A 24,576-nucleotide genomic window follows, 5' to 3' on the forward strand; every position below is an offset into this window, starting at 1 on the left:
TAAAATGCCGGTTCTGCGACTCCTCCTCTGTCTCATCTGCCTCTCCCTGCCTGCCTGGGCACAAGAGCAAGCGACCCCCGACCGATCTGCCACCGGTGGCGCCACCACGCTGGAGGACATTCTGGCCCGTCAGCGTGGGGAAAAGGTTGATCCGACCTATCGCTCCAGTGAAACCGGAAGCCAGGAGTCGCCCTATGAGGCCCAGCTCGGCATTCGTGGAGGCGCCTCGGACAGCGACATCTACCGCGCCCTGCGCTATGGTTCGGCCGACGTCACCGTCTCGGCCCGGGGGCCTGCTGCAGACGTCATCATCCAGGACAGCGGCATGTGGTGGGTGACTTTCCGCACGGGCCCGCTGCGCGAATATGGGACCTATGCCCTGGGTGGTATGGTCGTCGTTCTGCTACTGTTCTACCTGCTTCGCGGCAAGATCCGCATCGACGGCGAAAAGACCGGTCGGACGGTCACACGCTTCACGGATTTCGAGCGCTTTGGCCACTGGCTGTTTGCCGGATCCTTTCTTGTGCTGGCGGTATCGGGCTTGATCACCCTGTATGGTCGTGACTTCCTGATCCCCCTGATTGGCAAGGAGGCCTTTGCGACCGTCGCGCTGGCCTGCAAGTGGCTGCACAACAATATCGCCTGGGCCTTCATGCTGGGGCTGGTCATCGTCACCCTCAACTGGATCGCCCATAACATCCCCAACCGGCACGACCTCAAATGGCTTGCGGTCGGCGGCGGGTTGTTCAGCAAGGGCAGCCACCCACCGGCCAAGAAGTTCAACGCCGGTCAGAAGATCATCTTCTGGCTCTGCATCCTGCTGGGCGTGTCCATCTCGCTTTCGGGTCTGTCGCTGCTCTTCCCCTTTGAAATGCCGATGTTTGCCAAGACCTTTGCGCTGGCCAATGCCACCGGCCTGCCGCAGATGATGGGCCTGACGCTCTCCGAAACAATGGGCCCGCATCAAGAGATGCAGTTCGCCCAGCTCTGGCATATCATCGTGGCCTTTGCCTTTATCACCATCATCATCGCCCATATCTATCTGGGCTCGGTCGGCATGGAAGGTGCCTTTGACGCGATGGGAACCGGCGAAGTCGAAGAACAATGGGCCCGTGAACACCATTCGCTGTGGCTGGACGAGGTCAAATCGGCCGAAGCCACCCAGGGAAAACCCACACCAGCAGAATGATGCGGGCGCTGGCGCTGGCGATGATCCTGCTGCCCGTGGCCGGGGCGGCAGAGTTCTTTACCCTCAAGGGGCACGGCGGCCCGATCATGGGCATCGCTACCGCCCCTGACGGGCGCATCGCCACCGCCAGTTTCGACAATTCCGTGGGTCTGTGGACCGGGACGCAGGCCAGCTGGTTGGAAGGGCATGAGGCAGCAGTCAATGCGGTCGCGTTCAACGGCACCGCGCTCTATTCGGTCAGTGACGACTTTACCCTGCGCCGTTGGCCCGGTGGCGGCATTGTCGGCCAGCACCAGGGCAAGATCGTGGCGGTGGCGCTGTCCGAAACCCAAGTGGCGACCGCCAGTTGGGATGGAACCATCGGCCTCTGGCCGCAGGACGGCACAACGGGCCGCTTGCTGGGTCCGACAGGGGCCGGAGTGAACGCGGTCGCCTTCAGCGCTGACGGTTCCCGCCTCTTCTCGGCCGGCATGGATGGGGTACTGCGGCTCTGGGATGTGAACAGCGGGCAGGAACTGCGCCAGCTGGTTCGCCACGGATTTGGCATCAACGAGATCGTGCTGAATGAAAGCGACGGCTGGCTGGCCTATGGCGCGGTCGATGGGGTGACCCGGATTCTGGATCTCGAAACCGGGGCGGAACGCGATTTTACGCTGGATCGCCGTCCCATCCTGGCCCTGACCTTGAGCCCCGACCGCCGCCACCTCGCCGTGGGAGATGGCGAGGGCTACATCATGGTGATCGACACGTCAGACTGGCGTATCGCCCGCGACTTTCGCGCCACCCTGAACGGGCCGGTCTGGGCGCTGGCGTTCTCTCCGAACGGCAAGAACATCCACGCTGGCGGGATTGCCGACACCATGTACAGCTGGCCCGTCGATTCATTGGACGAACATGGCAAGATGGCGGAAACGGACCGGAGTTTTCTGAAAGACCCGGACAAGATGGAGAACGGCGAGCGCCAGTTCGCGCGCAAATGCTCGATCTGTCATGCATTGACGCCCGATGGCGGGCGTAGGGCCGGCCCGACACTCTTTGGCATTTTTGGCCGCCCCGCCGGTACCCTGTCCGGTTACCTTTACTCCGACACACTGAAAGGTTCGGATATCGTCTGGACGGACGAAACGATCAATTTGCTTTTCGACCTCGGCCCGGACCATTACATTCCGGGGTCAAAGATGCCGATGCAGAGGATCACCCAAGCGCAGGATCGCGCCGACCTGATCGCTTATCTGCACCGGGCCACTCAAGTGGAGAACCAGAAATGAAAGCCTTCCTGAGCGCCGTCGTCATGATGATCGTCGTTACCGTGGCCGCCCCCTATGCCCTGAACCAATTCGGCTTTTCCGCCGCCGACCGGACATCTGGCATCGACGTGCGCCTCGACTGAATGCCCGAGTACCTGACCACCCGCGAGCTTGCCGATCTGCTCCGGATCGGCGAGCGCAAGACGTATGATCTTGCCTCGTCAGGCGAGATCCCGCATGTGCGCGCCATGGGCAAGCTGCTGTTCCCCCGCGCCGAGGTGCTGGCCTGGCTGAACGCTTCGCGCGCGGGGCCGCTTGTGGCCGAACCGTCTCTGCCGCCAATCCTGGCGGGCAGCCACGACCCGCTGCTCGACTGGGCGCTGCGCGAAAGCGGATCGGGGCTGGCGACCTATTACGATGGGTCTTTCGATGGGCTCGACCGGCTGAAAGACCGCGCAGCACAAGCCGCAGCACTTCACATTCGCGAGGATGACGGGTTCAACGTCAAAACCCTGGCCGAAACCATGGGCGAGGCGCCGGTGGTCCTGATCGAGATCGCCCGCCGCAGCCGCGGCCTGTTACTGGCGACAGAGGTAAAAGGTGTTGCTGGCTTCGGTGATCTGCGCGGCCGAAAGGTCGCGATGCGCCAGGATAGCGCCGCCAGCCAACACCTGTTCTGTAACGAACTCGCAAGGTCCGGTCTGACACTGAACGACATCGAACCTCTCGAAAACCGCGCCCGCACCGAAGAAGACCTTGCCGTTCTGCTCCAGACCGGCAAGGCCGAGCTGGGTTTTGGCCTGGGCGCGCTGGCTGCGTCGCACGGGCTGAGCTTCATCCCCACCCATGAAGAGAGATTTGATCTGGCGATCTGGCGCCGCGCCGCGTTTGATCCGCCGATGCAGCGCCTCATGCAGTTCTTGCGGTCATCATCCTTTGCGACGCGGGCCGCCGAACTCGACGGGTATGACATTTCCGGGCTTGGGACAGTCCACTGGAACGGCGCGTCTGGTTGACGCGCGGTTCCGCCTTTTGATTTCGCTGTAATAAGTCCCGCCGGGCGCAAGTTTTTCGACGAAAAATCTTGTGCCCGGTGTGGCATGCTTAGTTCGCGTTGGGAAAGAACAACTGCTCACCGTCCAGCGTGTAGGACGCGATCGCGGCTTGGCCGTCCGATCCGATCAGCCAGTCGATGAACCTTTGACCAGCTTCCGCCTTGACGCCATGGTGTTTCTCCGGGTTCACCAGAATCACGCCATACTGGTTGAATAGCCGCGTGTCGCCTTCGACCATGATCTCAAGGTCGCCCTTGTTGGCAAACGCGATCCAGGTGGCGCGGTCGGTCAGCGCATACGCCCCCATTCCGGCCGCAAGGTTCAGTGTCGCGCCCATCCCCGATCCGGTCTCGCGATACCACCCCCCCGAGGCAGCGGCGACATCCACACCAGCCGATTTCCAATGGCTCAGTTCCGCCTTGTGCGTGCCGCTGTCATCGCCGCGCGAGGCAAACGGCACCCCCGCCGTTGCAATCATGCTCATCGCAGCGACCACATCCTCACCCCCCTTGATACCAGCCGGATCCGCAGCCGGTCCAACCAGTACAAAGTCGTTGTACATCACGTCGAATCGTTGAACGCCCCAGCCCTCGGCAACAAATTTCTCTTCCGCCGCCTTGGCATGCACCAGCAGCACGTCGCCATCACCGTTCATCGCGTTCTTGATCGCCTGGCCGGTACCGACCGCAACGACCCGCACCTCGATCCCGCTTTCCGCCGTAAACGCGGGAAGGATATGATCAAGCAGCCCCGAGTTCTGTGTCGATGTGGTGGACTGCATCACGATGAACTCCTCGGTCGCCTGCGCAGACCCTGCCCCAGTGATCGCCAACGCAACAGCGCCAGCCTTGATCCAGTTCTCGAACATCCAATTCTCTCCGCTCTGTTCAGAAAATGAGGTCACCGGCGAGAAAGCGCCGGACTGTTCCATGTGTGGATTGATCCAATACGCGCGCGGCATCCCCATGTTCAGCCACCTGACCGCCAATCATCACCACAACATCCCGCGCCAAACGCCTGGCCTGACCGATATCATGGGTCACCATGACAATGCGCACCCCATGGGCGCTGGCACGCATCACCAGCGCCTCAATCGCTTGGGTGGCACCGGGATCAAGCGCGCTGGTCGGTTCGTCCAGAAACAGGACATCCGGCTCGGTCGCCAACGCCCTTAGGATCGCGAGGCGCTGAGCCTCGCCCCCCGACAGCGAGCGCGCCCATTGCCGCTCTCGACCGCTCAATCCACCGGTTGCCAGTAACTCGGCGGTCCGCTCTCGCCGCGCAGGGCGCGACAAACCCTGCCTTCGCAGCACAAAGTCGAGATTGGCCGCCACCGAGCGGCGCAACAGAACCGGGCGCTGAAAGACCATAGCCTGCCGCATCCGCTGGGCCTTGTTCAACGGCAACCCATCCTGGCACACCTGCCCCGCATCGGCCCGGATCAGCCCGTGCAGGCAGCGCAACAGCAGGCTCTTGCCGGCACCGTTCGGTCCCAGGATCACCGTCGGCCCCGGTCCACCCAATCGCAGGTGCGCGATGTCCAGAAGGAGCTTGTCGCCGCGCACCAAGCGCAGGCCCGTGGCCTCGATCAGCACGCCCTGTCCTCCACAGAAATCACGCATGCCGGACGTCCTCCTGGGCCTCGGCACGCTGTCCGAGCAGGCTGACCATCGCGTTTACAGTGACTGCAATGGCAATCAGGACCGTCCCCAATGCCAAGGCCAGCGCCAGATTCCCCTTGGAGGTTTCCAGCGCGATTGTGGTGGTCATCACCCGGGTGACGTGGTTTATGTTTCCACCGACGATGATCACCGCGCCCACTTCGGCGATCGCTCGTCCGAACCCGGCCAGCAGCGCCGTTAGCAGCGCCACCCGACCGTCCCACAACAGGACCGGCACCGTCGCCAGCCGCGACAGACCCAGGCTGCGCATCTGTTCGGCGTATTCCGCATCCAGCATCTCGATCACCTGCCGGGTCAGGGCGGCGATGATCGGGGTTACTAGCACCACCTGTGCGATGATCATGGCGGTTGGCGTGTAGAGCAGTTGCAACACCCCAAGCGGGCCCGAGCGCGACAGCATCAGATAGACAAGCAACCCCACCACCACCGGCGGCAGCCCCATCAGCGCATTGACCAGTACCGCCAGCGCGCGCCGACCCGGGAACCGTCCCACCGCCAGCGCAGCCCCCAGTGGCATGCCGATCAGTGCCGCAAACAGAACCGCAAACAGCGATACCCGCAGCGACAGAGCGACGATGCCCAGCAGCTCGGAATCACCAGCCAGGATCAGGGCGAAAGCCACTTGCATTTCATGCGCAAAATTCTGCATTTTCTCCAAAATGTCTCACATATTTAACGGGAAAACGGTATCTTGCTGCTTAATTCATATCATCCTTCAAGATGTCATCCCAAACAAAACCGACATTCCGGCATGAAAAAACGCGGCCCCTCGAAAGGGACCGCGCATCCCGGGTATGACCCCGGTTCAGCTCGTGTGGCGTTACTTCAGCGCCGCATCGGTGATCTCATGGGTCCAGGCGCCTTCGGGTGTCTTGGTGATCACCGGATCAGAGCCGCCCGCCAGCAATGTGGCAACGGTACGGTCGAAATCGGCCGGGTCCAGCGCACCGTTTGATCCGGCGGTCAGCTTGGCGATCTCGCCCATCATTCGGACCTGATGCGCCTCGGTCTGGGCGCCGGTGGCATCATTGTCCAGAACGATGCCTGCTGCCTCTTCCGGGTTGGCCTCGGCATATTTCCAGCCCTTCATCGAGGCGCGTACAAAGCGGGTCATCTTGTCCTTGAAGCCCGCGTCCTTGAGGTTGTCCTCAAGCACATAGATGCCGTCCTCCAGCGTGGCGACGCCCATGTCCTCGTATTTGAAGGTCACCAGTTCGTCCTCGCTGACGCCGGCATCCAGCACCTGACCATATTCGTTATAGGTCATGGTCGAGATGCAATCGGCCTGCCGTTGCAGCAGCGGATCGACGTTGAAGCCCTGTTTCAGCACGGTCACCCCGTCGGCGCCGCCATCGGTGCTGATCCCCTCCTGGCTCATCCAGCTCAGGAACGGGTATTCATTGCCAAAGAACCAGACACCGATGGTCTTGCCCTTGAAATCCTGCGGCCCGGTGATGCCGGTATCCTTCCAGCAGGTCAGCATCAGGCCCGAGGATTTGAAGGGCTGCGCGATATTCACCACCGGCAGCCCCTTTTCCCGCGCCGCCAGCGCCGAGGGCATCCAGTTCAGCATCGCATCGGCACCGCCACCGGCCAGAACCTGCGGCGGGGCGATATCGGGGCCGCCGGGCAGGATGGTCACGTCCAGCCCCTCTTCGTCATAGAACCCCTTGTCCAGCGCCACGTAGTAACCCGCAAACTGCGCCTGGGTCACCCATTGCAGTTGCAGCTTGACCTCGTCGGCCGCCAGAGCCGGACCAGCCGCCAGGGCCAGGGCAAGCGCCGCGCCATTCATCAGTTTCTTCATGATTTCACTCCTTGTTGGTTGTTCAATTCTTTGCCCCGGTTCGGTCCGGGATCTTGTCGCATATCTGTCAGCCTAGCGCCTCTGCGAGGGATGCCAAAAGGTGACATGATGTTCGATCAGCGCCACCAGCCCATAGAACAGCGTTCCGGCAAGCGCCGCCACCACGATTTCGGCCCAGACCATGTCCAGCGCCAGTTGCCCGACACTGGTCGAGATGCGGAACCCCATGCCAAGCGTCGGCGAGCCGAAGAACTCGGCCACAATCGCCCCGATCAGCGCCAGCGTGGTCGAGATCTTCAAACCGTTGAAGATGAACGGCATCGCCGCCGGCAGCCGCAGCTTGAAGAAGCTTTGCCAATAGCTGGCCGCATAGGTCTCCATCAGGTCGCGCTGCATAGCCGTGGTCTCGCGCAGACCCGCCACGGTGTTGACCAGCATGGGAAAGAACACCATTACCACGACCACGGCGGCCTTCGACTGCCAGTCAAAGCCGAACCACATCACCAGGATCGGCGCGGTGCCGACGATGGGCAGGGCCGCCACGAAGTTACCCACTGGCAGCAGGCCCAGCCGCAGAAACTCGGACCGGTCTACCGCAACCGCCATCAGGAACGCGGCACCGCAGCCGATCAGATAGCCGCTCAGTGCCCCCTTGACGAAGGTCTGTACGAAATCCGCCCAGAGGATCGGCAAGCTCCCTGCAACCCGGGCCGCGATCAGCGAGGGCGCGGGCAGGATCACCAGCGGCACTTCCAGCCCCCGCACCACCAGCTCCCATACCACCAGGATCGTGGCGCCAAAGATCAGGGGAATGGCGAGCCGGATGGCCCGGGTGCCGGAACGCGGCCCCTCGGCCAGCCGGGTGTTGAGCCACCAGCCGAACCCCCAAAGGACAAGAGCAAAGGCAACCAGCGTCATCAGGCCATCCCCATCCGTTTCAACACTGTTTTCTCGATCAGCCCCAACAGGCCGACAAGGCAGGCCGCCAGGATCGCGGCGCCAAATAGCGCCGACCATATCTGCACGGTCTGGCCATAGTAACTGCCTGCCAGCAGGCGCGCGCCGAGACCGGAAACCGCACCAGTGGGCAGCTCGCCCACGATGGCACCGACCAGCGAGGCGGCGATACCGATCTTGAGCGAGGCAAAGAGATAGGGCATCGACGCGGGCAGGCGCAGCTTCCAAAAGGTCTCGCCCTTCGAGGCGCTATAGGTCCTGAGCAAGTCGAGCTGCATCGCATCAGGGCTGCGCAGCCCCTTGACCATACCGACCACGACCGGGAAAAAGCTCAGATAGGCCGAGATCACCGCCTTGGGGATGATCCCCTGAACGCCTACCGAATAGAGCACCACGATGATCATCGGCGCCAGCGCGATGATCGGGATGGTCTGACTGACAATGGCCCAGGGCATCACCGACATGTCCATGACGCGGGAATGCACGATCCCCACCGCCAGCAACACCCCCAGAACGGTGCCGATGCCAAAACCCAAAAGCGTGGCGCTCAGCGTCACCCAGCCGTGATAGACCAGGCTGCGTTTCGAGGTGATCTTCTTCATCACCGTGGTGTCCCACAACTCGACCGCCACCTGATGCGGCGCGGGCAATCGCGGCCGTTCCTGCGCCCAGGTCGCCGGAACGGCAAACCCGTTGCGCAATGCCAATGATACGCCCCCCATCTCGCGTCGAACGGCGGCATCTGGCGGCGACACCTCGGCCCCCGCGCGTTCGGCCTCGACCAGCACGCCTTGCATGTTCATCGGAATGCAGGCGAGATACCAAAGGCCGATCAGCGTCGCGACCACGGTCAGAACAGCCAGCATCTGTCTCATGACGCTCCTCCGGCCCGGCCTGGAACCGACAGAGAGAATTTGTCGAGTTTTCTCTGCCCCGCCTTGATGCTTGAACCCCGCTCACTCATCGGCGTGTCCCGCCCTCAGCCCCTCGCGCACCCGATGCGCCACTTCGATGAACTCAGCGCTGTCGCGAATGTCGAGCGGACGCTCCTTGGGCAGCGGGCTTTCGATCACATCGGTGATCCGGCCGGGACGTGGGCTCATCACCACGATCCGAGTACTCAGATAGACCGCCTCGGGAATCGAATGGGTGACAAAGCCAATCGTCTTACCTGTCCGCGCCCACAGCGCCAGCAACTGCTCGTTCAGGTGGTCGCGCACGATCTCGTCCAACGCCCCGAACGGCTCGTCCATCAAGAGGATATCGGCGTCAAAGGCCAGAGCCCGCGCGATACTCGCCCGCTGCTGCATCCCACCCGATAGCTGCCAGGGAAACTTGCCACCAAATCCAGCAAGATCAACAAGCTCCAGAACATTCCTCACTCGTTCATCCTGCTCCTGCCGGGAGTATCCCATGATCTCGAGCGGCAGTTTGATGTTCTTGGCGATAGTCCGCCAGGGATACAGCCCTGCCGCCTGGAACACATAGCCATAGGCACGCTTGCGCCGCGCCTCGTCAGGTGTCATCCCGTTCACCGTCAGGCTGCCACCAGTGGGTGTTTCCAGCGCCGCGATACAGCGCAGGAACGTCGTCTTGCCGCAACCCGACGGCCCGATGAAACTGACGAAATCACCCTTGTTGATCTCCAGGTTCACGTCCTTGAGCGCGTGAACCGGGCCGTCATTGGTCTGAAACGTCAGATCCAGCCCCTTGGCCGAAACCACGCTTGACAACTCCGGCTGCTGCCCTGTCCCATTCATAGTGTCATTGTCCTGTTGGAGACCCCCGAACGATGTCCGATCAGATGCCAGATACCTGCCAAAAACTCCGCCTTGGCGAAACCTATGCCGGCAAGCAGGGGTTCAATTATTTTCAAGGGATCGCGCGCGAGACGACCGGCGCCCAATCCATTTGCATGCACATGCTTCGCATTCCGCCAGGTGGCCGGGCCAAGGCCCATCTGCACGCCGACCACGAGACCGCGATCTACGTGATCGAGGGGTCGGCGGTCATGTACTGGGGTCCTGCGCTGGAACACCGGATGGAAACCAATGCGGGCGATCTGATCTATATCCCCGCCGGTGTCCCGCACCTGCCGATCAACACCGGCCAGACCGAGGCGGTCGCCATCCTGGCCCGCACCGATCCGCACGAACAGGAGAGCGTCGTTCTCCTGCCCGAACTGGATGCGCTTGTGCCCGAGTAGGCGCATCACACCCCCGTCGCCGGAATGCCCGACCGTTCCACCGGGCGCGGTGCGGTCAGTTCTTTCCAGCTGCTGAGCGCCCGGTTCACCGGAGTATTCGCCTCGCGCGCCACGAACTTGCCATGGCCCTCCTGGGTGCGAATTTCGCCATCATGCACCGCCACCTGGCCGCGCGTCAGGGTAAAGCGCGGCAGGCCCTTGACCTCCTTGCCCTCGAACACGTTGTAATCAATCGCCGATTGCTGACTGCCCGCGCTGATCGTCTTGGATTTCTCCGGGTCCCAGACCACCAGATCGGCGTCGGCGCCGACCAGAACCGCACCCTTTTTCGGATAGCAATTCAATATCTTGGCGATGTTCGTTGAAGTGACGGCTACGAACTCGTTCGGCGTCAGACGACCGGTCGCCACCCCATGGGTCCACAGCATCGGCATCCGGTCCTCCAGCCCGCCTGTGCCGTTGGGGATCTTGGAAAAATCGCCCACGCCATAGCGTTTCTGCTCGGTGGTAAAGGCGCAGTGATCGGTCGCCACCACGCTCAGTGAGCCCGATTGCAACCCCGCCCACAGGCTGTCCTGATGCTGCTTGTTGCGGAAGGGCGGCGACATCACGCGCCGTGCCGCATGATCCCAGTCGGGATGGAAATATTCGCTCTCGTCCAGTGTCAGGTGCTGGATCAGCGGCTCGCCCCAGACCCGCTTGCCTTGCATGCGGGCGCGCCGGATCGCCTCATGCGCCTCTTCGCACGACGTATGCACCACATAAAGCGGCACGCCCGCCATATCGGCGATCATGATGGCGCGGTTGGTGGCCTCGCCCTCGACCTGAGAGGGGCGCGAATAGGCATGCGCCTCGGGACCGGTATTGCCCGCAGCCAGCAGCTTGGCCGTCATCTCGGCCACCACATCGCCGTTTTCGGCATGCACCATGGCAATCCCGCCCAGTTCGGCCAGTCGGTTGAACGAGGCGAAAAGCTCGTCATCATTCACCATCAGCGCGCCCTTGTAGGCGAGGAAATGCTTGAACGTGTTGATGCCGCGGGTGTCGATCACGGTCTTCATGTCGTTGAAGACCTGCTCGCCCCACCAGGTCACCGCCATGTGGAAAGAGTAATCGCAATTGGCCCGGGTCGACTTGTTGTCCCAGCGTTTGATCGCGTCCAGCAGGCTCTCACCCTGGTTGGGCAGGCAGAAATCCACCACCATCGTGGTGCCGCCCGCAAGCCCGGCACGTGTGCCGCTCTCGAAGTCGTCGCTGGAATAGGTGCCCATGAAGGGCATCTCCAGATGCACATGCGGGTCGATGCCACCCGGCATCACGTAACAGCCGGTTGCGTCCAGCTCGGTATCACCCTTCAGCCCCGGGCCGATTTCGGCGATCACGCCGTTTTCGATCCGCACATCCGCCTTATAGCTCAGATCGGCGGTTACAACGGTGCCGTTCCTGATGACTGTGCTCATTTGCTTGAACTCCCTGTTTTCTTGTCAGACCGACCCGAAACAGCCGATCGCATTGCCATGCACCCCGATATCCAGCGGCCCGAACGGCCCCTCGACACAGAGCGAGAAACATCCCGCCTGCGGCAGGTAGACGACCACATAGGGGCCATTGGGCCGCGTGACCGCCCAGCCCTGCCCCATCACGCCGCCGCTGAACTGCACCTCCACAACCTCCGGCTCTTGCCGCAAAGCCGCGAAATCGCGCAGCGTGGCCCGACCCACCGCATCCAATGGCGCGTTCGAAAGATCGGCGTCAACTGCCTCCCTGACCCGTTTGCGCATTATGGCCGTGTCCGGCACCATCCCATGTCCTTCATTTCGCCGAAAATACTCCGGGGGGGTCGGGGGGCAGCGCCCCCCGCTGGTCCGGGGGCATCGCCCCCGGATCACTCCACGATTTCCGCCGTCTCCACCACCGCATGGAACAGAACATCCGCCCCGGCAGCAGCCCAGTCCTTCGATATCTCCTCGGCCTCGTTATGGCTCAGTCCGTCGACGCAGGGACACATCACCATAGCCGTTGGCGCCACCCGGTTGATCCAGCAGGCATCGTGACCCGCGCCCGAGATGATGTTCATATGGCTGTATCCCAGCCGTTCGGCCGCTTTGCGGATGGCCGAAACACAGCCTTCGTCAAAGGCCACCGGGTCGAAGCCGCCCACCTTCTCAAAGGCGATCTCCAGCCCCATATCATCGGCGATCTTCTGGCCTTCGACGCGCAGCCGCGCCTCCATATCCTCGATCACTGACAATTCGGGACTGCGGAAATCCACCGTGAACACCACCTTGCCCGGGATCACGTTGCGCGAGTTGGGATAGACGTCGATATGGCCCGCCGCCCCCACCGCATGCGGCGCGTGACTCAGCGCGATCTCATCCACCTTTTCCAGCACCCGCGCCATGCCCAGCCCCGCATTGCGCCGCATCGGCATGGGCGTCGAGCCGGTATGCGCGTCCTTGCCGGTGACCGTGACCTGGGTCCAGCTCAGCCCCTGGCCATGGGTCACAACGCCGATATCCTTACCCTCGGCCTCCAGTATCGGCCCTTGTTCGATATGCAGCTCGAAAAACGCATGCATCTTGCGCGCGCCTACCTCTTCCTCGCCACGCCAGCCGATCCGCACCAGTTCGTCACCGAACTTCTTGCCCTCGGGATCGGTACGGGCATAGGCCCAGTCCTGCGTATGCATCCCGGCAAACACGCCGGAACTCAGCATCGCGGGGGCATAGCGCGTACCCTCCTCGTTGGTCCAGTTTGTAGCGACGATCGGGTGTTTGGTGCGGATACCCAGATCGTTCAGGGTGCGGATCACCTCCAGCCCCGCCAAAACCCCCAGCACCCCGTCATATTTGCCGCCCGTGGGCTGGGTATCCAGATGCGAGCCCACATAGACCGGCAGCGCGTCCGGGTCGCTGCCCGCACGCATGGCGAACATGTTGCCCATCTGGTCCAGCCCCATGGAACAGCCCGCCGCCTCGCACCATTTCTGGAACAGCGCGCGGCCTTCGCCATCTTCGTCGGTCAGGGTCTGACGGTTGTTGCCGCCGGCCACGCCGGGGCCGATCTTGGCCATCTCCATCAGACTGTCCCACAACCGGTCACCGTTGATTCTGAGATTCTGTGCCGGAGCCGCCATACCTGTTCCCCTGTTGCTTGCTTTGCATTCTTGCTGGCCTAGCTATTTGACCAACTGGTCAAACTCACGCTATCACGGGTTTGACACCAGTCAAGAAATAGCCGAGTTCCCCTGCAAGATTCCGTCACTTCGACGGGCAAGCGAAGGAAAAATCAGCAGATCATGCCGCAGGACCGTGCGCCGACCCGCATCCAGAAGAAAAACCGCGCCGCCATTCTGGAGGCAGCGCTGAACGTCTTTTCTGCCCATGGGTTCCGCGGGGCAACGGTGGACCAGATTGCCGCTGAAGCCGGGTTGAGCAAACCCAACCTGCTGTATTACTTCCCGTCGAAAGAAGCGATGCACGATGCGCTCTTGGCAGAGCTGCTCGATACCTGGCTGGATCCGCTTCGCGCGCTCAATGATCAGGGTGAGCCCCTGACCGAACTACTCGCCTATGTCCATCGCAAGCTGGAGATGAGCCGCACCTATCCCCGCGAAAGCCGCCTGTTCGCCAATGAGATCGTACAGGGCGCCCCGCGGATTTATCAGGCTCTGAGCGAGGATCTGAAGGCGCTGGTGGATGACAAGGTGGCGCTGCTCGAGGACTGGATGGCAGCGGGCCGGATCGCCCGCGTGCATCCCTACCACCTGCTGTTCTCGATCTGGTCGCTGACCCAGCACTATGCGGATTTCGACGTGCAGGTGCGCGCGGTGCTGGGAAATGAAGACCCGTTTGACGGTGCCGACATTTTCCTCGACACGCTTTATCGCCGATTGCTCAGTCCGCGTCCCGAATAGAGCCGCCATCGGCATTTTCGGCAATATCCGTTTCGCCGCTTGCCAGCACTGCGGTCTCCGGCGTCATCGCCCTTGCGGCGGGCGCGGGTACAAAGCTGGCCTTGTCGGCCTCATCCACAGGCGCGCGCAACAGGATACGCAGGCCCGCGAACAGGATCAGCAGCACATGCGCACCGGCCGAGCTCATAAACAGACCTGTGCCGCCAAGATACTGCATACCGAACCCTGCAAGCAAAGGCCCAAGGATCGCACCTACCCCGTAGAGCATCAGCAATCCGCCGCTGACCTGAATCGCCTGATTCGCTGCGGCATGGTCGTTGGCATGGGCAATGATGATCGGGTACATGGCATAAATCGCGGCACCGAACAGCGAGGCCAGCACGAGGTTCAGCATCCGCGCCTCGGGCGACACGGCGATAAAGATCAGATCAACCGCCAAAGCCAATGCCGCAACGCCGATCAACACCGCGCGCCGGTCCAGCCGGTCCGACAGCCAGCCAATCGGGATCTGCGACACGGCGCCTGCCAGCACTGGCAGGCTGGCAAACAGCGCCACCGCCGTAAGCGCCAGACCGATCCCATCGGCATAGACCGCCGATAGCGTGCCAAAGGCGCTGTTCGATATGCCGACGCACAGCACCCCAATCACCGCCACCGGCGAATTACGCCACAGAGCCATCATATCGAGCCGGACACTGACCAGCGGTTTCGGCACCGCTTTTGACGACATCGCAGTGGGCATCAACGCCAGGCAGTAAAAAATCGCGGGCAGGACAAAAAACAGAAACCCCGTAGTGTCCCCCATCGTCAGCACCAGTTGACCGGCAGTCGAGGCGCCGAGGTTGACCATGGTGTACAGACCGAAGATGCGGCCGCGTGTGCTTGGCTCGGCCCGCTCGCTCAGCCAGCTTTCAACAATCATCGCCGCCCCGGCAAAGCAGAAACCCGACATCGCGCGCAGGGGAATCCACGTCCACGGGGTCAGGAGCAACAGTGAGAGCAGTACGGCGACGGCAGCGAAACCCGACATCACGCTGAAGGCACGCACATGCCCGACCTTGCCCACCAGCCGGGGCGTATAGAAGCAGCCCGCGACATAACCCAACGCCCAACCAGTGCCGAGCAGACCCAACGCCGCCGCGCTGAACCCTTCCTGCGTCCCCCGGATCGGCAGAATCAGACCATTCATACCACCCGCAAACAATAGCAAGGCAGAGCCGAGCAATAGGGCGCTGACTGGCAGTAACTGACGTACCATGAACAAGTCTCCGAAAGCCAAAGGCGGCCGAATGGGCCGCCCCTGACATCAATTTAATCAAGTCGTGCCGGGAGAAACAACCCGCCTCTATCCCCGCAGATTACTCTGCCGCGCGTGCCATCGGGTTGTTGGGATGCGTGGTCCAGTTGGCATAATCGGCCTGCACCACCTTGCCGGTGCGCGGATCTGTTTCGCCCGGCTGCATCGGCACCATCGAGATGCACCCCTCGATCGGGCAGACATCGACGCAGAGGTTGCAGGCGACACATTCGTCATCCATCACCTCGAACACGCGGTCTTCGGACATGGAAATCGCCTGGTGCGAGGTATCCTCGCAGGCGGCATAGCAGCGCCCGCATTTGATGCACTGATCCTGGTCGATCTTGGCCTTGGCGACGTAGTTCAGGTTCAGGTACTGCCAGTCGGTCACATTCGGCACCGCGCGTCCGATAAAATCATCGACGCTGGTATATCCCTTTTCGTCCATCCACTGGCTGAGGCCGGATTTCATCTCCTCCACCACGCGGAAACCATAGGTCATCGCGGCGGTGCAGACCTGAACGGTGCCACAACCGAGGCTCATGAACTCGGCCGCGTCACGCCAGGTGGTCACGCCTCCGATGCCGCTGATCGGCAGGCCTTGTGTTTCCGGGTCGCGCGCGATTTCGGCCACCATGTTCATCGCAATCGGTTTCACCGCCGGGCCGCAATAACCGCCATGGCTGCCCTTGCCGTCGATCGAGGGTTCGGGGCTGAAGTTATCCAGGTTCACTGACGTGATGGAACTGATTGTATTGATGAGAGAAACCGCATCCGCACCGCCATTCCTGGCGGCCCGCGCCGGGTAGCGGATATCGGTGATATTGGGCGTCAGCTTCACGATCACCGGCTTGTCGTAATGGGTCTTGCACCAGCGGGTCACCATCTCGATATACTCGGGCACCTGGCCCACCGCAGCACCCATGCCACGCTCGCTCATCCCATGCGGGCAACCGAAATTGAGCTCGATGCCATCGGCCCCCGTTTCAGCCACCCGCGGGAGGATCGCTTTCCACGCCGCTTCCTCGCAGGGCACCATGATCGACACGATCACCGCCCGGTCGGGATAATCCGCCTTGACCCGCGCGATCTCTTCCAGATTGGTTTCCAGCGGGCGGTCTGTGATCAACTCGATGTTGTTGAGGCCCAGCAGCCGCCGGTCGGCGCCATAAATGGCGCCATAGCGCGGCCCGTTGACGTTGACCACCGGCGGCCCTTCGGAACCGAGCGTCTTCCAGACGACACCGCCCCATCCGGCCTCAAAGGCGCGGCGGACGTTATATTCCTTGTCGGTCGGCGGCGCCGAGGCCAGCCAGAACGGGTTCGGGCTTTCGATACCCAGAAAGTTTGTCTTCAAATCAGCCATTTATACGGCCTCCCTGATGTGCTTTCGCATCCTTGTTCGGTGTCACGCACTCAACTGGGCGTGGATGTCCATGGCGGCGTCGCGACCCTCCGCCACGGCGGTCACGGTCAGATCCTCGCCTCCCGAGGCACAGTCGCCCCCGGCCCAGACCCCGGGCACCGAAGTGCGACCCGCCCCCTCGACCTTGATCTTGCGGCCATCCAGTTCCAGCCCCTCTGGCGCACCTCGCAGCGTCTGACCAATGGCCTTGAACACCTGATCGGCAGCCAGGCGCACGGTTTCTCCGGTGCCGGTGACAGAACCGCCGGCGCTGGTGGTGTATTCCAGCTCGATCTCGACCGCCGCGCCATTGCCATGTACCGCCACCGGCATCACGTTGAACATCAGCCTGACGCCCTTGGAGGCGGCCAGATCTTGTTCAAAACCGCTCGCCCCCATCTCAGCGCGCGAGCGGCGATAGGCGACGGTCACGTTCTCGGCGCCCAGCAGTTTCGACTGCACGGCGGCATCGATCGCGGTCATGCCGCCGCCGATCACCACCACGTTGCGCCCCACCGGCAGGGCCGACAGATCATCCGCCTGGCGCAGTTCAGCGATGAAATCGACCGCGTCGCGGACGCCTGCCTTGTCCTCACCCGCCGCGCGCAGGGCGTTCACCCCGGCCAAACCGATGGACAGGAACACCGCGTCATAGTCAGCGCGCAGCGCATCGAGCGTGAGGCCCTGCCCCAGGGCCGAGCCCTGCTCAACCGTGATGCCGCCGATTTGCAGCAGCCAGTCCACCTCGGCCCCGGCAAAGCCACCGGTCGCCTTGTAGGCCGCGATACCGAATTCGTTCAGCCCGCCTGCCTTGGGCCGCGCCTCGTGGATGACCACGTCATGGCCCAGCATCGCCAGACGATGCGCGCAGGCCAGGCCCGCAGGCCCTGCGCCAACAACCGCCACGCGCTTGCCGGTGGACGCCGCGCGGGTAAAGGGATGCACGCCGCGCGCCATCAGCGTGTCAGTGGCATAGCGTTGCAGGCGCCCGATCTCAACCGGCTTGCCCTCGGCGGCCTCGCGCACACAGGCCTCTTCGCACAGTGTCTCGGTCGGACAGACGCGGGCGCACATGCCGCCCAGGATGTTCTGCTCCAGAATGGTCCGCGCGGCAGCCTCGGGGTGGCCGGTCTGGATCTGCCGGATGAACAGCGGAATGTCGATCTCGGTCGGACAGGCCGTCTGACATGGCGCGTCATAGCAGAAATAGCAGCGATCCGCAGCCACCGCCGCCTCATGCGGCGCATAGGCCGGATGCAGATCGTCGAAATTCGCGGCAAGTTCGTCGCTGGAAAGCCGCCCGGCGACAATGCCGGGAGCCATCTGGCCCTGTGCCATCGCTCTTCTCCCTGAAGATATGTTTGTTATTGGGATCAGCTTGCCACATCCAGAAATTTTATCAACTGGTAAAATTTATCTTTCGGTCAAAATGAAGAACCCGGGTGAATTCACCCGGGTCCGCAAGGCTGGGTGCAAGAATTTTCGGCGAAAATTCTTGCCGCCTGCCGCAAGTATGTCAGACCATTCCGGCGAGGTGGCCGGATTTCACCCAGACACGCGCCCCCTCGGCGCCCACGGTCAGCTCCAGCCGCGCGCCCGGTGGCAGGCGCAGCCAGTCCCAGCGCGAAAAGGAGTCCCCACCCTCCTGAAACCCGCCCTCCAGCACGAAGACCTCGATCCCGCCGGGCAGATCGCGCGTCACCTGCGCACCCGCCGCCCAGCTTTCCAGCCGCACCTCTTCATGCACATCGGCAAAGAGCGTCTCGTCGCTCTTTCCGGTGATCGAACGGCGCACCTCGGTGCGGTCGGCGGGGTCGAACTGATGCAGCTTGACCAGGATGATCGCCCCCGGTTCGGTTGCGGGCGTATGGGACGAGGTCGGCGGGTTGCGCACATAAGAGCCGGTCGGAAAGTCGCCCAGCTCATCCTGAAACACACCGTCCAGCACCAGATATTCCTCGCCCCCGTCATGGGTATGGGCGGCAAAGGCGCTGCCCGGCGCAAAGCGGACGATGGTGGTGGCCCGTGCCACCTCGGCCCCGATTCGGTCCAGCATCTTGCGTTCGACCCCGGGCGCGGGCGACGGCACCCAGTCCATCTGGTCAAAATGCACCGCCGCGCGCTGGCTGAAATCCGCGTTGATCCGCATGGGAAATCTCCTGCTTGTCCTCTTTCCGCTCGAACTGGCGCGTCCCGCGCGTCAGGAAAGCATGTTGACACAGAGGTGATCAAGCACCCTGCCCCTCACCCGTGGTCAAGGCGCTTGACAGATCAATATACTTTAATCTTAAAGTTTCATACATGAAGAATACCTATTCACCTCCCTCGACCGAACGCGCTGCTATCGCGATTTTTGATAGCGGCATTCGGACAAATTCCTTGTCTTGCAGCCCCGCCCGGCCCGACGCTGAAACAGGCCCGCAAGGGGCAGTACCGGTGAGGAGGAACACGTGATGGCACGGCTGAGCGCCTTCAATTTCCAGAAATGGATCGACGAACACAAACACCTGCTGAAACCGCCCGTCGGCAACCAGCAGGTCTGGGAGGATGCGGATCTGATGGTGACCGTGGTCGGCGGCCCTAACAAGCGCACCGACTATCATGACGACCCGGTCGAAGAGTTCTTTTACCAACTCAAGGGCGACATGGTGCTGAAGCTCTACGAAGGCGGCGAGTTCTATGACGTGCCGATCCGTGAGGGCGACATCTTTCTCTTGCCGCCGCATGTGCGCCACTCACCGCAGCGCCCGCAAGAAGGCTCTATCGGGCTGGTGATCGAACCCAAGCGCCCCGAAGGCGCCCATGACGCCATCGAGTGGTATTGTTTCGGTTGCGGTAGCCTGGTCCACCGGGCTGAGCTTGTGCTGGAAAGCATCGTGCGGGACCTGCCGCCGGTCTACCAGACATTCTACGCCGACACGGCTGCGCGTACCTGCCCCAGTTGCGGAGAAATCCACCCAGGTAAAGAGCCGCCCGAGGGTTGGGTGAAACTATGAACCCGGATTAAACTGCCAAAAAAACAACGATTCTAACAGGGAGACGACAATGACATTCAGCTTCAAGGGTCTGGCTCAGGGGATCGCCTGTGCCGCGCTGGTATTGGGGGCATTGCCCGCCGCTGCCACGGAGTTCCGCCTGGGCCTGATCACCCCGCCGCCACATACCTGGACCAAGGCGGCCGAGGCGTTTGGCGCCGAACTGGCCGAGAAATCCGGCGGCGCCCACAGCGTTTCGGTGTTCCCGGCGCAACAGCTGGGCAACGAGGCGCAGATGCTGCAACAGCTGCAGACCGGCGCGCTGGACATGGCCTTCATGACGATTGCCGAGGTCTCGAACCGGGTGCCGAACATGGGTGCCTTCTATGCGCCTTACCTTGCAAATGACATCGGGCATGCGGCCGCCATCCTGCGGTCTGACACCGCCAAAGGAATGCTGGCAGTTCTGCCGCAAGAGGCCGGTGTCGTGGGCGTGGGCTATGGCAGCGCGGGCATGCGCCAGATCCTGAGCCGTGGCCCGGTTGCCTCGGCCGCCGACCTCAAGGGGCTGAAGCTGCGCATCACGCCCTTCGACCCGATCCTCGATTTCTACAACGCGCTGGGCGCGGCGCCGACCCCGATGCCGCTGCCGGCGGTCTATGACGCGCTGGCCAATGGTCAGGTCGACGCGATCGACATGGATGTCGAACTGATCAACGTCCTGAAATACTATGAACATGCCGACACGCTCCTGCTCTCGAACCATATGATGTTTCCGATGGTCGGGCTGATTTCGGCCCGGGTCTATGCCGGGCTGAGCGATGACGACAAGGCCATGATCGCCGAGCTGATGGCCAAGCATGTGGACAGCACTCTGGACGTCTATATCGCCAAGGAACCGGAATGGACCGAAGCGCTGACCAAGACCGGCAAGACCATCAAGACGGTTGATGCCACATTCTTTGGCGAGGCGATCGCGCAATGGGAAACGATCTGGACAGGCAAGGCCCCGTCCCTGCCGGATCTGCGCAAGACCGCCTCGGAAACCCAGTAACCCAAGCGACACGGCAAACGGGCCGGTCTCCGACTGGCCCGTTTCGCGCAAACAAACAGGCAGGCACATGCTGTATCGAGCATCGCGTTTCTGGGCCAGGACCGAGATCTTTTGCGCCGCAACGCTGGCCGCATCCGTGACCGGGCTGATCCTGCTGAACGTAACGACCCGCGCCGCCGGTAACGCGATCTATTGGGTCGACGAGGCGGCGATCTATGCCATGGTCTGGATGACCTTTCTCGCTGCCTCTGCCGCCGTGCATTTTCGCAGCGCGATTTCTGTCACGATCCTGAACGAGGTCCTCGCCGCTCCGCTGCGGCGCGGCCTGGGACGCTTCGTTGATGTGGTGTTGTTCCTCTTTGCCTGCCTGATGGTCTGGATCTGCCTGCGCTGGTTCATGCCACTGGAACTGATGCGGGCGGGATGGGACGTCAAAGCGTTCCAGGGGCAGACCTTCAATTTCATCTATGCCGAGCCCACAAACACGCTCGGTCTGAAGAAGGTCTGGGTCTGGCTGGTGATCCCGTTCTTCACGTTCGGAATGCTTCTGCATTCTTTTGCGAACCTCTTCCATTCGGACCCGGATACCCAGCAGGAGAACCAGAAGTGACACCCGTTCTTTTCGCCCTGCTCCTGTTCGGCTCGGTGCCGATAGCGCTGGTGCTGGCGCTGACCGCGCTCTGGTACATCTATGACAGCGGCAATCTGGTGCTGTATGACAGTTTCGCCCAGCAGATGTTCGCGGGCGTCGAGAATTACGGGCTGCTTGCCATTCCCTTGTTCATCCTGACCGGAGAGTTGATGAACGAAGGCGGTATGACCCAGCGCCTGGTGCGCGCCGCGCGCGTCTTTGTTGGCGGGTTTCGCGGTGGTCTGGCCTATATCAACCTGCTGGCCAACATGTTCATGGCTGCCATCATCGGCTCGGCGGCCAGCCAGATCGCGGTGATGAGCCGGGCCATGGTGCCCGCGATGAAGGAAGAGGGCTATGACCCCGGTTTTGCCGCCGCCACCACCGCCGCGGGCGGACTGCTGGCACCGGTCATTCCACCCTCGATGCTGTTCGTGATCTATGGCGTGCTGGCGCAATTGCCCATTGGTGATCTGTTCATCGCGGGCATCATCCCCGGCCTGATTATGGCCGCATCGTTCTTTGTCGTTGTGGCCCTGATCGGGCTTTGGCAGGAGTTCCCCAAGGGCGACTGGATGACCATGCCGCAGGCGCTGCGCGCCCTGCGCGACGCCCTGCCCGCCTTTCTGATTCCGCTGGCTATTGTCGGCGGAATCCTCTTTGGCATCGCCACGCCCACCGAAAGTGCCGCTGTCGCCTCGCTCATCGCGTTTGCCGTCGGCTGGCTGGTCTATCGGGAGATCCATATCCGCGATCTGGGCGCCATGTTCGCCCGCACCGCCACCAATTCCTCGCTGGTGATCTTCATGATCGCGGCAGCGAATGTGTTTGGCTGGGTGGTAATCTACGAGGAACTGCCACAGAAGCTGGCAGGTTTCCTGACCACCGTGACCTCGGACCCGTTCAGCTTCCTGCTGATCGTCAACCTGTGCCTGCTGTTCGTCGGCATGCTGATAGATGGGATTGCCGCGCTGATCCTGATCACGCCGATCCTGCTGCCGATCGCGATGAACAGCTATGGCATCAGCCCCTATCAGTTTGGAGTTGTTGTCAGCCTAAACCTGGTACTTGGCCTGCTGACGCCACCGGTGGGGGTCGGCCTTTACATTGCGTCCGCCATGTCCGGCGTGCGCCCCTTCACCATCTTCACCGCGCTCTGGCCTTTTTTGCTGGCGGTCACGGCGGTACTAATCTTGCTGAGCTATTTCCCGATCCTCAGCACCGCGTTGATCTGACCGTTGCCAGAATGGACACCCCACCTCAGGGCATCAGCACCTGTGAACGCGCAAAAATGGCACTGTCGGTACTCAGATCGTCATAGATCAGTTCAACCTCTATCTGCGCGACCGAGCCCGCAGGGAAACTGCGGAACGGCAGCCCGTCGCTCTCGATGATCGCATTGGGCGCGGCGGTCTCCGCGTGGCAAGGCGGCAAGGGCCAGATCTCGGGCACAGCCCCGTTGATCGAAACCGTCATCTGCGCCAGCCCGCAACGCCAGGACCACAGATGCGTGACATAAAGCAGGTCCTGCCCGTTGTAATCACGCAGCGCCACCCAGTTGCCGCGCGTGGCATTCAGGATCGGCTTCACTTCGGTCGCGGTGGTGAACTTGCCGCTGGGCACCTGCGGCTCGGCCACAAGTTGCGGCGCGGGCGACAAGAAGGCGGGCGCGGCGGGCGCTTCGGCTGAGGGCGCCTGATTCAGGAACGCGGGCGCCGCAGGGGTCTCCGCCGCAGCGCTTTCGGTTGGCGCGGGCGTCCTGCCCTCGCCCTGGGACGACTGCGCCGCAGCGGCGATGAGGAAAAGCAGAATATCGAGCATCTGGAACGGGCCTTTCAAAATCAGTCGGCGGGAAATCCGGGCTTTTGACGCCCGGCCCCTGCCCCTATACTACGTCAAAACAGGGGCGCCGCATCACCAAATCCGGCGGCGGGCAGAGATGGCAAAACAACAGGTCGGGAAAACGACGGGGCACAAGCCCTTTAACATCGTGGTGGTGGGCCAGAACAACCGCCTGCAATACGAGGCGGTGTTGTTTGCCGCCTCGCTGCGCCATTCGACCCCCCATTTCGACGGACGCCTGTTCGTTGCTCATCCGCAACCGGGCCCGAAATGGGACGAAGACCCGAGTATCCAGAGCGACGAAGTGCGCGCCGCGCTCGACATGCTGGGGGCCGAGCTTTTGCCGTTTGAGAACAAGGTGTTTGGCCAGACCTATCCGCATGGCAACAAGATCGAGGCGCTGCTGGCCCTCCCCGAGGGCGAACCTTTTGTCTTTTTCGACACCGATACCCTGGTCACCGGCGACCTGATGTCGGTGCCCTTTGACTTCAGCCGCCCCACCGCCTCGCTCAAACGCGAGGGAACCTGGCCGCAGCCCACCCTCTATGGCCCGGGCTACGGTGATATATGGCGGGCACTCTACGCCCGGTTCGGACTGGATTTCGAAAGCACGCTGGATTTCGACCAGCCCGATGAGTACTGGAAACGCTATCTCTATTTCAACGCGGGCTTCTTCTTTTACAAATGCCCGCACAAGTTCGGGCACCGGTTCCTGACCTATGCCCGCTCGATCCGCGACACGCCGTTGCGGGAACTGGCATGTCAGAGCCTGGATCCCTGGCTCGATCAGGTGGCGCTGCCGCTGGTGATCCATTCTTTCGGCGGGGGACGCGACACCCTGCCTGACGGCCTCCTCGACGGCTCAGTCACTTGCCATTACCGCCTCTTCCCCCTTCTCTACGCGCGCGAGGCCGATCACGTGGTCAACGTGCTGGAAGAGGTCTGTGCCCCGAACCGGATCAAGAAGGTGCTGAAGAACTATGAGCCGCTGAAGAAGATCGTCTATCAGGGTAAGGGAGAGAAAATCCGCGCAATGTTTGACCGCGCGGACCTGCCACACAAGGAACAGGCCATTCGAAACCGGATAAAATCCAAGGGCCTCTGGCTCAGGTGACGGCCTATTTCTTGCCGAAAACTTCTTCCCAATAGTTGTAAAGCGCCAACAGGATCACGAAGCCTGCGATGAAGGCGAAGGGCAATCCGCCCCAGAACCCGGCAAACCCGGTCGAGATGCTGTACGACAGCCCGACCACAAAGGTGATCATCAGGCCCAACCCGATGGTGGCCGTGATGAAATTGACCAGTTTCGACAT

Annotated in this window: 27 protein-coding genes; 11 read left to right on the forward strand and 16 right to left on the reverse strand. The window is 62.2% G+C overall.

Annotated elements, in window-relative coordinates; translation table 11 throughout:
- Nucleotides 1–4: 4 nt before the first annotated feature.
- The 4 genes from OE747_RS00450 to OE747_RS00465 are packed head-to-tail and all read left to right on the forward strand — an operon-like array spanning nucleotide 5 to nucleotide 3,452.
- On the forward strand, nucleotides 5–1,189 hold the full coding sequence (locus OE747_RS00450) for a formate dehydrogenase subunit gamma (protein WP_263826642.1): 1,185 nt from the start codon (nucleotides 5–7) through the stop codon (nucleotides 1,187–1,189).
- Complete coding sequence (locus OE747_RS00455) at nucleotides 1,189–2,457, forward strand: c-type cytochrome (RefSeq protein ID WP_263826643.1); 1,269 nt, start codon at nucleotides 1,189–1,191, stop codon at nucleotides 2,455–2,457. Before OE747_RS00450 ends, OE747_RS00455 begins: the two co-directional genes overlap by 1 nt.
- Nucleotides 2,454–2,579: a hypothetical protein gene (locus OE747_RS00460; RefSeq protein WP_263826644.1), complete on the forward strand. Its 126-nt coding sequence runs from the start codon at nucleotides 2,454–2,456 to the stop codon at nucleotides 2,577–2,579. Before OE747_RS00455 ends, OE747_RS00460 begins: the two co-directional genes overlap by 4 nt.
- Nucleotides 2,580–3,452, forward strand: coding sequence for a helix-turn-helix transcriptional regulator (locus OE747_RS00465; protein ID WP_263826645.1), 873 nt, complete (start codon nucleotides 2,580–2,582; stop codon nucleotides 3,450–3,452). It begins immediately after the preceding gene.
- Nucleotides 3,453–3,540: 88 nt separating this feature from the next.
- On the opposite strand, the gene OE747_RS00470 is transcribed toward OE747_RS00465, so the two are convergent.
- The 7 genes from OE747_RS00470 to OE747_RS00500 form a co-directional block, all read right to left on the reverse strand.
- A complete protein-coding gene (locus tag OE747_RS00470) occupies nucleotides 3,541–4,359 on the reverse strand; it encodes a substrate-binding domain-containing protein (RefSeq protein ID WP_263826646.1) in 819 nt (272 codons plus the stop codon).
- Between the two features lie 19 nt (nucleotides 4,360–4,378).
- Nucleotides 4,379–5,113 carry an ATP-binding cassette domain-containing protein gene (locus OE747_RS00475; protein WP_263826647.1) on the reverse strand — a complete coding sequence of 245 codons (735 nt, stop codon included), beginning with the start codon at nucleotides 5,111–5,113 and terminating at the stop codon, nucleotides 4,379–4,381.
- Nucleotides 5,106–5,822: an ABC transporter permease gene (locus OE747_RS00480; RefSeq protein ID WP_263826648.1), complete on the reverse strand. Its 717-nt coding sequence runs from the start codon at nucleotides 5,820–5,822 to the stop codon at nucleotides 5,106–5,108. Before OE747_RS00480 ends, OE747_RS00475 begins: the two co-directional genes overlap by 8 nt.
- A 171-nt stretch (nucleotides 5,823–5,993) precedes the next feature.
- On the reverse strand, nucleotides 5,994–6,980 hold the full coding sequence (locus tag OE747_RS00485; RefSeq protein ID WP_263826649.1) for an ABC transporter substrate-binding protein: 987 nt from the start codon (nucleotides 6,978–6,980) through the stop codon (nucleotides 5,994–5,996).
- A gap of 72 nt (nucleotides 6,981–7,052) precedes the next feature.
- Nucleotides 7,053–7,898, reverse strand: a complete 846-nt coding sequence (locus OE747_RS00490) for an ABC transporter permease (protein WP_263826650.1) — start codon at nucleotides 7,896–7,898, stop codon at nucleotides 7,053–7,055.
- On the reverse strand, nucleotides 7,898–8,812 hold the full coding sequence (locus OE747_RS00495; protein WP_263826651.1) for an ABC transporter permease: 915 nt from the start codon (nucleotides 8,810–8,812) through the stop codon (nucleotides 7,898–7,900). The genes OE747_RS00490 and OE747_RS00495 overlap by 1 nt, the downstream gene beginning before the upstream one ends.
- A gap of 81 nt (nucleotides 8,813–8,893) precedes the next feature.
- Nucleotides 8,894–9,697: an ABC transporter ATP-binding protein gene (locus OE747_RS00500; RefSeq protein ID WP_263826652.1), complete on the reverse strand. Its 804-nt coding sequence runs from the start codon at nucleotides 9,695–9,697 to the stop codon at nucleotides 8,894–8,896.
- Between the two features lie 32 nt (nucleotides 9,698–9,729).
- On the opposite strand from OE747_RS00500, the gene OE747_RS00505 reads away from it, so the two are divergent.
- Nucleotides 9,730–10,143 (forward strand): cupin domain-containing protein, encoded by a 414-nt coding sequence (locus OE747_RS00505; RefSeq protein ID WP_263826653.1) that lies wholly within the window; start codon nucleotides 9,730–9,732, stop codon nucleotides 10,141–10,143.
- A gap of 5 nt (nucleotides 10,144–10,148) precedes the next feature.
- Here the strand turns inward: OE747_RS00505 and hydA are convergent, their stop codons facing one another.
- The 3 genes from hydA to OE747_RS00520 form a co-directional block, all read right to left on the reverse strand.
- Nucleotides 10,149–11,603: a dihydropyrimidinase gene (gene hydA, locus OE747_RS00510; protein ID WP_263826654.1), complete on the reverse strand. Its 1,455-nt coding sequence runs from the start codon at nucleotides 11,601–11,603 to the stop codon at nucleotides 10,149–10,151.
- A gap of 24 nt (nucleotides 11,604–11,627) precedes the next feature.
- Nucleotides 11,628–11,924 (reverse strand): hypothetical protein, encoded by a 297-nt coding sequence (locus OE747_RS00515; RefSeq protein WP_263826655.1) that lies wholly within the window; start codon nucleotides 11,922–11,924, stop codon nucleotides 11,628–11,630.
- A gap of 104 nt (nucleotides 11,925–12,028) precedes the next feature.
- Nucleotides 12,029–13,279, reverse strand: coding sequence for a Zn-dependent hydrolase (locus OE747_RS00520; RefSeq protein WP_263826656.1), 1,251 nt, complete (start codon nucleotides 13,277–13,279; stop codon nucleotides 12,029–12,031).
- Between the two features lie 162 nt (nucleotides 13,280–13,441).
- On the opposite strand from OE747_RS00520, the gene OE747_RS00525 reads away from it, so the two are divergent.
- Entirely contained in the window at nucleotides 13,442–14,059 is a 618-nt protein-coding gene (locus OE747_RS00525) for a TetR/AcrR family transcriptional regulator (protein ID WP_263826657.1), read from the forward strand.
- On the opposite strand, the gene OE747_RS00530 is transcribed toward OE747_RS00525, so the two are convergent.
- The 4 genes from OE747_RS00530 to OE747_RS00545 all read right to left on the reverse strand — a co-directional run bounded on the left by OE747_RS00530 (nucleotide 14,040) and on the right by OE747_RS00545 (nucleotide 18,910).
- Nucleotides 14,040–15,317: an MFS transporter gene (locus OE747_RS00530; protein WP_263826658.1), complete on the reverse strand. Its 1,278-nt coding sequence runs from the start codon at nucleotides 15,315–15,317 to the stop codon at nucleotides 14,040–14,042. The two genes, OE747_RS00525 and OE747_RS00530, sit on opposite strands and share 20 nt — an antisense overlap.
- 100 nt (nucleotides 15,318–15,417) lie before the next feature.
- Nucleotides 15,418–16,722: an NAD-dependent dihydropyrimidine dehydrogenase subunit PreA gene (gene preA / locus OE747_RS00535; RefSeq protein WP_263826659.1), complete on the reverse strand. Its 1,305-nt coding sequence runs from the start codon at nucleotides 16,720–16,722 to the stop codon at nucleotides 15,418–15,420.
- A 42-nt stretch (nucleotides 16,723–16,764) separates the two neighbouring features.
- Nucleotides 16,765–18,099 carry an NAD(P)-dependent oxidoreductase gene (locus OE747_RS00540; protein ID WP_263826660.1) on the reverse strand — a complete coding sequence of 445 codons (1,335 nt, stop codon included), beginning with the start codon at nucleotides 18,097–18,099 and terminating at the stop codon, nucleotides 16,765–16,767.
- Between the two features lie 178 nt (nucleotides 18,100–18,277).
- Nucleotides 18,278–18,910: a cupin domain-containing protein gene (locus tag OE747_RS00545; protein WP_263826661.1), complete on the reverse strand. Its 633-nt coding sequence runs from the start codon at nucleotides 18,908–18,910 to the stop codon at nucleotides 18,278–18,280.
- Nucleotides 18,911–19,214: 304 nt separating this feature from the next.
- Between OE747_RS00545 and nbaC the strand changes: the two genes are divergently transcribed.
- From nbaC to OE747_RS00565, 4 genes are all read left to right on the forward strand, one after another.
- A complete protein-coding gene (gene nbaC / locus OE747_RS00550; protein ID WP_263826662.1) occupies nucleotides 19,215–19,757 on the forward strand; it encodes a 3-hydroxyanthranilate 3,4-dioxygenase in 543 nt (180 codons plus the stop codon).
- Nucleotides 19,758–19,806: 49 nt separating this feature from the next.
- Nucleotides 19,807–20,790, forward strand: a complete 984-nt coding sequence (locus OE747_RS00555; protein WP_263826663.1) for a TRAP transporter substrate-binding protein — start codon at nucleotides 19,807–19,809, stop codon at nucleotides 20,788–20,790.
- 67 nt (nucleotides 20,791–20,857) lie between these two features.
- Complete coding sequence (locus OE747_RS00560; protein WP_263826664.1) at nucleotides 20,858–21,400, forward strand: TRAP transporter small permease; 543 nt, start codon at nucleotides 20,858–20,860, stop codon at nucleotides 21,398–21,400.
- Nucleotides 21,397–22,656, forward strand: a complete 1,260-nt coding sequence (locus OE747_RS00565; protein ID WP_263826665.1) for a TRAP transporter large permease — start codon at nucleotides 21,397–21,399, stop codon at nucleotides 22,654–22,656. The genes OE747_RS00560 and OE747_RS00565 overlap by 4 nt, the downstream gene beginning before the upstream one ends.
- Nucleotides 22,657–22,681: 25 nt before the next feature.
- On the opposite strand, the gene OE747_RS00570 is transcribed toward OE747_RS00565, so the two are convergent.
- Nucleotides 22,682–23,242 carry a hypothetical protein gene (locus OE747_RS00570; protein ID WP_263826666.1) on the reverse strand — a complete coding sequence of 187 codons (561 nt, stop codon included), beginning with the start codon at nucleotides 23,240–23,242 and terminating at the stop codon, nucleotides 22,682–22,684.
- Nucleotides 23,243–23,360: 118 nt separating this feature from the next.
- Here OE747_RS00570 and OE747_RS00575 point away from each other — a divergent pair, with 118 nt between their 5' ends.
- Nucleotides 23,361–24,377, forward strand: coding sequence for a hypothetical protein (locus OE747_RS00575; RefSeq protein ID WP_263826667.1), 1,017 nt, complete (start codon nucleotides 23,361–23,363; stop codon nucleotides 24,375–24,377).
- A gap of 4 nt (nucleotides 24,378–24,381) precedes the next feature.
- Here OE747_RS00575 and OE747_RS00580 read toward each other — a convergent pair whose 3' ends face one another.
- Nucleotides 24,382–24,576 (reverse strand): DUF2244 domain-containing protein, encoded by a 195-nt coding sequence (locus OE747_RS00580; RefSeq protein WP_164126987.1) that lies wholly within the window; start codon nucleotides 24,574–24,576, stop codon nucleotides 24,382–24,384.

This window comes from Ruegeria aquimaris, assembly GCF_025751555.1.
GTDB classification, from domain to species: Bacteria; Pseudomonadota; Alphaproteobacteria; order Rhodobacterales; family Rhodobacteraceae; genus Ruegeria_B; species Ruegeria_B aquimaris.